Below are 7327 nucleotides of genomic sequence, written 5' to 3' on the forward strand. Positions count from 1 at the left end.
CTTGTCTGGCCGACTGGGCTGGTCCGGTCCGGCGGGCTGGGGTCGGCGAGTGTCGAGTGGGGGTGCGCGGTGCCGGGGTGCTGACGCCTGCGGTTCGTCGTGGGTCGGGGCCGCGGTGGTGCGTCGAGCCCGCCGCGGGTCGTGCCCCTCTGTCCGCTGCCACAGTGGGCGGCGTGGGGACCAGCTAAGCGGCGGGCTGCGACGCACCACCGCGGCCCGCTCCCGTGCGTGGGCGGCCTCCCGTAGTGGGGTGCATGAGTGGTTGGCCGCGGCTGTGGTGGTGACGGTGGGGCTGAGGTGTGGCGGTCAGCCGATGGTGCGGCCGTGGGCCCTCAGGGTGCGTAGTGCCTCGATCGTCACGATCGGGCGGGCTTCCAGGGCGGGGCCAGGGGCCCACTGGCGCCAGCGGATCGGCCAGCCGCCGTCCTCCTGCTGCTCACTCGCCAGGAAGTCCAGCGAGCGGGCCATCTCGTCGTCCGTGAACCACGCGCGCGCGAGGGAACGCGGTGTTCTGGCGTAGTCGTGCGGGAAGTGGTGCTCGCCGGGGGCGTAGCCGGGCGCGACCGGGTACGCCCCCGGGTCGTCCGGGTCCAGTGCCGCGAGTCGGTGTTCGCGTACGAGACGGCCCAGGCGGTCTGCGGCGGCCTCCGCGCGGGAGCGGTCGGGAGCGGAGTCCAGGAAGGCGACGGCGGCCTCGATCTCGTAGGGGTGGGACTGTTCCAGCGCCTCGACGCGCTGCCAGCAGAAGTCCGTGGCCCGGAACAGCCACGCGTGCCACACCTCGTTGCGGTGCAACAGGCCCACCACCGGGCCGGTGGCGAGGAGTTCGCCGGGGGGATCGTCCACGATCGGGATGAAGGGCGCCGCAGGGTAGCCGCGCTGGCCTGGGTGGATCGCGGGCAGGGCGCCGTCGGGTGTGGAGACGGAGGTCAGATAGCGGCACACGCGCTCCACGCGCTGCCCGCCGCAGCGTCCGACGGCGTCCAGGACGCGCAGGGCGTGAGCGGTGTGCAGCGGCTGGCTGACCGGGCCGCGCAGATCGGGCTCCAGTGCGTGGCCGTACCCGTCGTCGGCGTTGCGGTAGGCGTCCAGTGCCGTCTCCACCGGGTCGGCGCCGCCGTTGAGGAAGCCGTGGGCGAAGAGGCGCTGTTCCAGCACACGCGCGGTGAGCCAGACGAAGTGCTCGGCGCGGAAGAGCGGGGAGCGCGCCGGGGGCGTGGGAGAGAGCGGGGGAGCTCCGGTTTCGGCCATGGGTCAGACCGTAGGACGGAAAGCGGTCTCGACAGGCGGTCCCCGCTCGGGCCCACCCTCAGGGGCGGGATACTGATGGCATGCGGTTGACGGTCTTCTGGCAGCGGATGGACGAGCACTTCGGCGCGGGGTACGCCGAAACCTTCGCACGCGATCACGTGATGTCCGAGCTCGGCGGGCACACGGTGCAGGAGGCGCTGGCGTCGGGCTGGGAGGCCAAGGACGTGTGGCGTGTGGTCTGCACGGTGATGAACGTTCCGCAGGAGAAGCGCTGATCTGTCACGAAGATCGCCCCAGGTCGGCCGATTGTCAGCAGGGTGGGCGAGACTTGGTCCGTGGCACCCACTGACGAGACCGGGCAGGTCGCCCAGCACGCATCCTCCTCCGGCACGACGCCGCCCGAACGGCCCCCGGCCCCCGGCGCCGCGCCGGGCGCGGGCATGCCGCGGTGGCTGCCGCGCGCCATGGTGCTCGCGCTCGCGCTCCTCGCCGCGTTCCAGCTGGGCACCTGGGCCTTCCACCAGCTGATAGGGCTGCTGATCAACATCCTCATCGCGTTCTTCCTGGCTCTCGCCATCGAGCCTGCGGTGAGCAGGATGGCCGCTCACGGTGTGCGCCGGGGGTTCGCCACCTTCCTGATGTTCCTGGGCCTGCTGATCGGCGCCGCCGGATTCGTCACCCTGCTCAGCTCGATGCTCGCCGGGCAGGTCATCAAGATGATCGAGGGCTTCCCCGAGTACCTCGACTCCGTCATCCACTGGGTCAACTCGACGTTCCACACCGAGCTCAGACGCGTCGACATCCAGGACAGCCTGGTGCACTCCGACTGGCTGCGAAAGTACGTCCAGAACAGCGCCACCGGTGTCCTCGACGTGTCCGCACAGGTCCTGGGCGGCCTCTTCCAACTGCTCACGATCGCGCTGTTCTCGTTCTACTTCGCCGCCGACGGACCTCGGCTGCGGCGCGCGGTGTGCTCCGTGCTGCCGCCCAGCCGGCAGGCCGAAGTGCTGCGCGCGTGGGAGATCGCCGTCGACAAGACCGGTGGCTATCTGTACTCGCGCGGACTGATGGCACTGATCTCCGCTGTGGCGCACTACATCATCCTGCAGGTGCTGGGCATCCCCTACGCGCCCGTGCTCGCCCTGTGGGTGGGCGTGGTCTCGCAGTTCATCCCCACCATCGGCACCTATCTCGCGGGCGCCCTGCCCATGCTGATCGCCTTCACGGTCAACCCCTGGTACGCGCTGTGGGTGCTGATCTTCGTGGTGATCTACCAGCAGTTCGAGAACTACATGCTGCAGCCCAAGCTCACCTCGAAGACCGTCGACATCCACCCCGCCGTCGCCTTCGGGTCGGTCATCGCCGGCACCGCACTCCTGGGCGCCGTCGGCGCGCTGATCGCCATTCCCGCGGTCGCCACGCTCCAGGCGTTCCTCGGGGTGTACGTGAAGCGGTACGCCGTCACGGACGACCCCCGCGTGCACGGCCACCGCACCCGCGAGACCGGGAGGAACCTGCTCACGCGCGCGCGGCGCCTCTTCGAGAAGCGGCGGTCGGGCGGGTCGGAGGAGGACTCCTCCTGACCCGGGAACAGTGTCGTCGGTGCGCGGGAGCGCGCCCGCCGCTTCAGTATGTGCAGACGGCCCATACGCCGGCTGCGGCGACCGCGGCCGCGTAGCAGACGACCACTCCGGTCACGATCCGCCGTCGTGTCGCCCCGCTCCAGGACGTGCGGGACAGCAGCCAGGCCAGTGCGGGCAGCACCAGCACGGCGTGCAGACTCACGCCGTGCAGCGGCTTGAGCGGGGCCGTCGAATGGTAGGCGGCCTCCTGGTGGCCGGTGCGGGTGAGCAACACGCCGCGGGCGATCATCACCGCGCCCGACGCCAGAGCCACCAACAGGATCGCGAACCCGGAACGCACCGCGAGCGCCATCCCCGCGGGACCCGTGGGCCGGTGGCGGAAGGACGCGACCGCGAACCAGGTGAGCACCACGACCAGGACGCCACCCCCCACCGCGAGGATCATCGACACCGCCGTGTCGAAGGGCGTCTCCATGTCGAGGTGCGAGGGCACCCCACGCCAGGCCTGGAGGGTGATGCCGCCGACCTCCACCACACAGTCGGCCGCGAACACCGTGAGCAGCACGGCGCGCAGTCGTCGGCCGACGCTCAGATACGACGTGACCCAGGCGACAGCGAGGAGTGTCACCCCGAAGGAGAGCCCGAAGGTCACCGGCTTGCGCCAGGAGACGGGCCCGTCCCACGGACCGCCGTCCACAGCGAACACCAGCAGATGGGCGAGGCCGGAGAGGATCAGGAGGAGGCCGGTCGCACGGCAGAAACGGTCCACGAGCTGAGGCAGTGGCGTGGCAACGGCTGTCTGCCCGGCGACTACGGATCGGGGACCGACCGTTTCGCGGTCCGCCTGGGATGTCCTCACGTCGTCCATGGAGCGAGCCTGGCGGGAACAGCCGTGCGCTGTCGTCCTACGGCTGGAGGCGGGCGCGGTACCCCGGGGGAAGTAGACGCCAGTACCGCTCCGCCGGTCCGGTTGGCCCGGTTTCAGGCCCGTTGTCGGGCCGCGAGCGTAGTCTCGGGGGTGCCGGTGGAGCGCTTGACACAAAAATCGAACATCCATTCTCATGGAGGCTCCGGCGAGGCTCTGGCAGGGCGTTTCGCCCCTGTTTCGACGGATGAGCGCCCCAGTTGTCCACAGGCCGGACCGGCGTCGGGACGCATTGTCAGTGGCAGGCGTTAGCGTCTTTGACGTGAAGCGATCGACTCAAGCAAATCGGGTGGAACCCATGGCAGGAACCGACCGCGAGAAGGCCCTGGATGCCGCGCTCGCACAGATTGAACGGCAATTCGGCAAGGGCGCGGTCATGCGCATGGGCGAGCGGCCGAACGAGCCCATCGAGGTCATCCCCACCGGGTCGACCGCACTGGACGTCGCCCTCGGCGTCGGCGGCCTGCCGCGCGGCCGTGTGGTGGAGGTGTACGGCCCGGAGTCCTCCGGTAAGACGACCCTGACCCTGCACGCCGTGGCCAACGCGCAGAAGGCCGGCGGCCAGGTGGCCTTCGTGGACGCGGAGCACGCCCTCGACCCCGAGTACGCGAAGAAGCTCGGCGTCGACATCGACAACCTGATCCTCTCCCAGCCGGACAACGGCGAGCAGGCCCTGGAGATCGTGGACATGCTGGTCCGCTCCGGCGCCCTCGACCTCATCGTCATCGACTCCGTCGCGGCGCTCGTCCCGCGCGCGGAGATCGAGGGCGAGATGGGCGACAGCCACGTCGGTCTGCAGGCCCGCCTGATGAGCCAGGCCCTGCGGAAGATCACCAGTGCGCTCAACCAGTCCAAGACCACCGCGATCTTCATCAACCAGCTCCGCGAGAAGATCGGCGTGATGTTCGGCTCCCCGGAGACCACGACCGGTGGCCGCGCGCTGAAGTTCTACGCCTCGGTGCGTATCGACATCCGCCGCATCGAGACCCTGAAGGACGGCACCGAGGCGGTCGGCAACCGCACCCGGTGCAAGGTCGTCAAGAACAAGGTCGCACCGCCCTTCAAGCAGGCCGAGTTCGACATCCTCTACGGCCACGGCATCAGCCGCGAGGGCGGTCTGATCGACATGGGCGTGGAGCACGGCTTCGTCCGCAAGGCCGGCGCCTGGTACACGTACGAGGGCGACCAGCTCGGCCAGGGCAAGGAGAACGCGCGCAACTTCCTGAAGGACAACCCCGACCTGGCCAACGAGATCGAGAAGAAGATCAAGGAGAAGCTCGGCGTCGGCGTACGTCCGGAGGAGACGCCGGCCCAGCCGGGTGCGGACACGGCGGTCTCCACGGCCGGTGTGGCGGACGAGGCCGCGAAGGCGGTGCCCGTGACCGCGGCGGCCAAGACCGCCAAGACCAAGGCCGCGGCTGCCAAGAGCTGATCCGTGACGCGACGAACCGACTGGGCCGAGTACGCCTACTCCGGCACCCCGGGCCAGCCGGGGCCGGAGGGCGACGGGGGCTTCGCCCGGGACGGCGAGGGCCCACCGGACGACGGCGCCCACCACGGCGACGACGGGTGGGAGGACGGCGTCTCCCGCCGTGGCGACAACCGGTGGCAGCACGGCGAGTCCTACCCCGGCGGCGACGGGTGGCCGGGGGACGACGGTTCCTTCAACGACGACGGCGACCCCCACCGGAGCAGTGGGGGCGCGAGCGGTGACGGTCGGCGCCGAGGGGGCCGTGGACGGCGAGGCGAGGGCGGTTCACGCGGTGAGCGAGGACGCCGTCGCCGTGGCTTCGGAGAGCCGTCCGGTGAAGACGGGGGCTCCCCCTCCTTGTCGAGGGCCGAGCAGGGGGCACCTCCAGGGGACCCGGCTGAGCGGGCGCGGGCGATCTGCCTGCGCCTGCTCACCGGGACCCCGCGCACCCGCAAACAACTTGAGGACGCCCTGCGCAAGCGGGAGATCCCGGACGACGTCACCGAGGAGGTGCTGTCACGGTTCGAGGAGGTCGGGCTGATCAACGACAGCGCGTTCGCCGACGCCTGGGTGGAGTCCCGGCACCATGGCCGAGGGCTGGCCAGGCGGGCCCTCGCCCGGGAACTGCGGACCAAGGGTGTCGACTCCGCGTTGATCGACGAGGCTGTCTCCCAGTTGGACTCAGAGCAGGAGGAAGCGACCGCGCGCGAACTGGTCGCCCGCAAGCTGCGTGCCACACGCGGCCTCGACCGTGACAAGCGCCTGCGTCGCCTCGCGGGCATGCTGGCCCGCAAGGGCTACCCCGAGGGCATGGCCCTGCGCGTGGTCCGGCAGGCACTGGAGGAAGAGGGTGAGGACACCGAGTTCCTCGACGACTAGTAGTGCTTCGTTGGGTTCTGGCTCTGGTTCTGCTGGTGGTGAGGAGTCGGCCGCAGGTGGTGCAGGTGCCGGTCCAGCACCTCAGCAGGTCCTGGAGTGCGTCCAGGACCTGGTAGAGGGTCATACCGGCGTGTGTGCTTTTGGGGCGAGGCGCCGGACGGTGAGGAAGGCCTGGGCGTCGGTGACGAGGTGACGTGGCGGTGCCGGCCGCGCCAGGTGCGGCCTTCGAAACGGTCCAGGCCCAGGCCGTGCTTGAGCTCGCGGTGTCGATTGGCCGCGAGCCTTGCACCTTCGACGACGTCGACCGGCTCAGGACAAGGGCGGCAGTTCTCCGCCGGAGGTGCCGTCGCTCTCCGACGACAGCGACTCCTTGATGGCGCGCAGGAAGGACCGCCGCTCCACCAACTGCGCCCCCCTCGCCTCGGCCAAGGGCTCCGGTCGGTGCCCGAAGCCGGCGGGGAGGGTCGGCAGCCCCAGCGCGGCGAAGGCCTCGTCGAGGTGGTGCCGTGGATCACCGGTGCCGCGCAACGCGGCGGCCAGGGGCCGGTGGTCCGTCTTCCCGTAAGCCGCCGTCAACGCGGTCGCCCGCTCCGCCGCCTCCTGTTGCGTCGGCATCTCCGCGGGGTCCTCCCACCACACGTGGGCAGCCACCAGACGGCCGTCGCGGTAGAGCTGGAGCGTGTAGTCGGCTCCCTCCTTGGCCGCGACCAGGACCGGCCACTTCGCACCCCGGCTGAACGTGGCAGCCAGGCGGGGCAGTTGGCCTTCCCCGAGCAGCGTCGTACGCATTCCCTTGCGCCGGCCCGGCGGGTCCGCCGAGGGTGCCGCCTCGACGAACGTGCCGCCGCCGGGCGCCGGCGCGAGACGCATGGTGGTGCCGGTGATCAGAACGGCCTCGCGGACCTCACGCAGCGGCGCACCGGCGTGCGCGACGGCGTGCGCGACGGCCGGAGCAGCTGCAGGAAGCGCTGTGGCGGTCGACGGGTCCGTGGGTCCCGACGGGCCGTCCGTGGCCGGCGCGGGCACGGAGCCGCCGAAGTACGGTGTCCGGCGGGCGACATGGGCGCGCACTCCCTGCCGCATCAGCAGGAACGTCTCCCGTGGATCGCCCATGTAGGCCCACGGGAACGTGCGCGCCTCGGTACCGACGAGCCGGAAGACCCCCAGTGCCTCGGCCTCACGGCCGGAGCGGATCAGTGCGAGCGCGAGGTGATTGCG

General features: G+C 70.8%; 6 protein-coding genes and 1 pseudogene. 4 read left to right on the plus strand and 3 right to left on the minus strand.

Translation table 11 applies throughout. The features are described 5' to 3' along the window. Window positions 1-306 precede the first annotated feature (306 nt). Window positions 307-1251 carry a hypothetical protein gene (locus ACGFNV_RS45960; protein WP_393631557.1) on the minus strand — a complete coding sequence of 315 codons (945 nt, stop codon included), beginning with the start codon at window positions 1249-1251 and terminating at the stop codon, window positions 307-309. 80 nt (window positions 1252-1331) lie between these two features. Here ACGFNV_RS45960 and ACGFNV_RS45965 point away from each other — a divergent pair, with 80 nt between their 5' ends. Further along, window positions 1332-1526, plus strand: coding sequence for a DUF3046 domain-containing protein (locus ACGFNV_RS45965; protein ID WP_133932740.1), 195 nt, complete (start codon window positions 1332-1334; stop codon window positions 1524-1526). Window positions 1527-1586: 60 nt separating this feature from the next. Beyond that, window positions 1587-2834, plus strand: a complete 1248-nt coding sequence (locus ACGFNV_RS45970) for an AI-2E family transporter (RefSeq protein WP_393631559.1) — start codon at window positions 1587-1589, stop codon at window positions 2832-2834. A gap of 43 nt (window positions 2835-2877) precedes the next feature. Here the strand turns inward: ACGFNV_RS45970 and ACGFNV_RS45975 are convergent, their stop codons facing one another. After that, the gene (locus tag ACGFNV_RS45975; RefSeq protein ID WP_393631561.1) at window positions 2878-3702 is read right to left on the minus strand and encodes a hypothetical protein; all 825 of its coding nucleotides are present in this window, start codon (window positions 3700-3702) and stop codon (window positions 2878-2880) included. A 355-nt stretch (window positions 3703-4057) separates the two neighbouring features. Here ACGFNV_RS45975 and recA point away from each other — a divergent pair, with 355 nt between their 5' ends. Together recA and recX are read left to right on the plus strand one after the other, a co-directional pair. Then, entirely contained in the window at window positions 4058-5191 is a 1134-nt protein-coding gene (recA, locus tag ACGFNV_RS45980) for a recombinase RecA (RefSeq protein WP_393631563.1), read from the plus strand. Window positions 5192-5194: 3 nt separating this feature from the next. Then, on the plus strand, window positions 5195-6109 hold the full coding sequence (recX, locus tag ACGFNV_RS45985; RefSeq protein WP_393631565.1) for a recombination regulator RecX: 915 nt from the start codon (window positions 5195-5197) through the stop codon (window positions 6107-6109). 309 nt (window positions 6110-6418) lie between these two features. Here the strand turns inward: recX and ACGFNV_RS45990 are convergent. Further along, window positions 6419-7327 (minus strand): annotated as a pseudogene (locus ACGFNV_RS45990) (hypothetical protein); the annotation flags it as partial.

Source organism: Streptomyces sp. NPDC048751, assembly GCF_043198595.1.
Lineage (GTDB): Bacteria > Actinomycetota > Actinomycetes > Streptomycetales > Streptomycetaceae > Streptomyces.

Coding starts and splice junctions, on each gene's coding strand:
- ACGFNV_RS45960 (WP_393631557.1), bottom strand. CDS start 1,251: ATGGCCGAAACCGGAGCTCCCCCGCTCTCTCCCACGCCCCCGGCGCGC.
- ACGFNV_RS45965 (WP_133932740.1), top strand. CDS start 1,332: ATGCGGTTGACGGTCTTCTGGCAGCGGATGGACGAGCACTTCGGCGCG.
- recA (WP_393631563.1), top strand. CDS start 4,058: ATGGCAGGAACCGACCGCGAGAAGGCCCTGGATGCCGCGCTCGCACAG.
- ACGFNV_RS45975 (WP_393631561.1), bottom strand. CDS start 3,702: ATGGACGACGTGAGGACATCCCAGGCGGACCGCGAAACGGTCGGTCCC.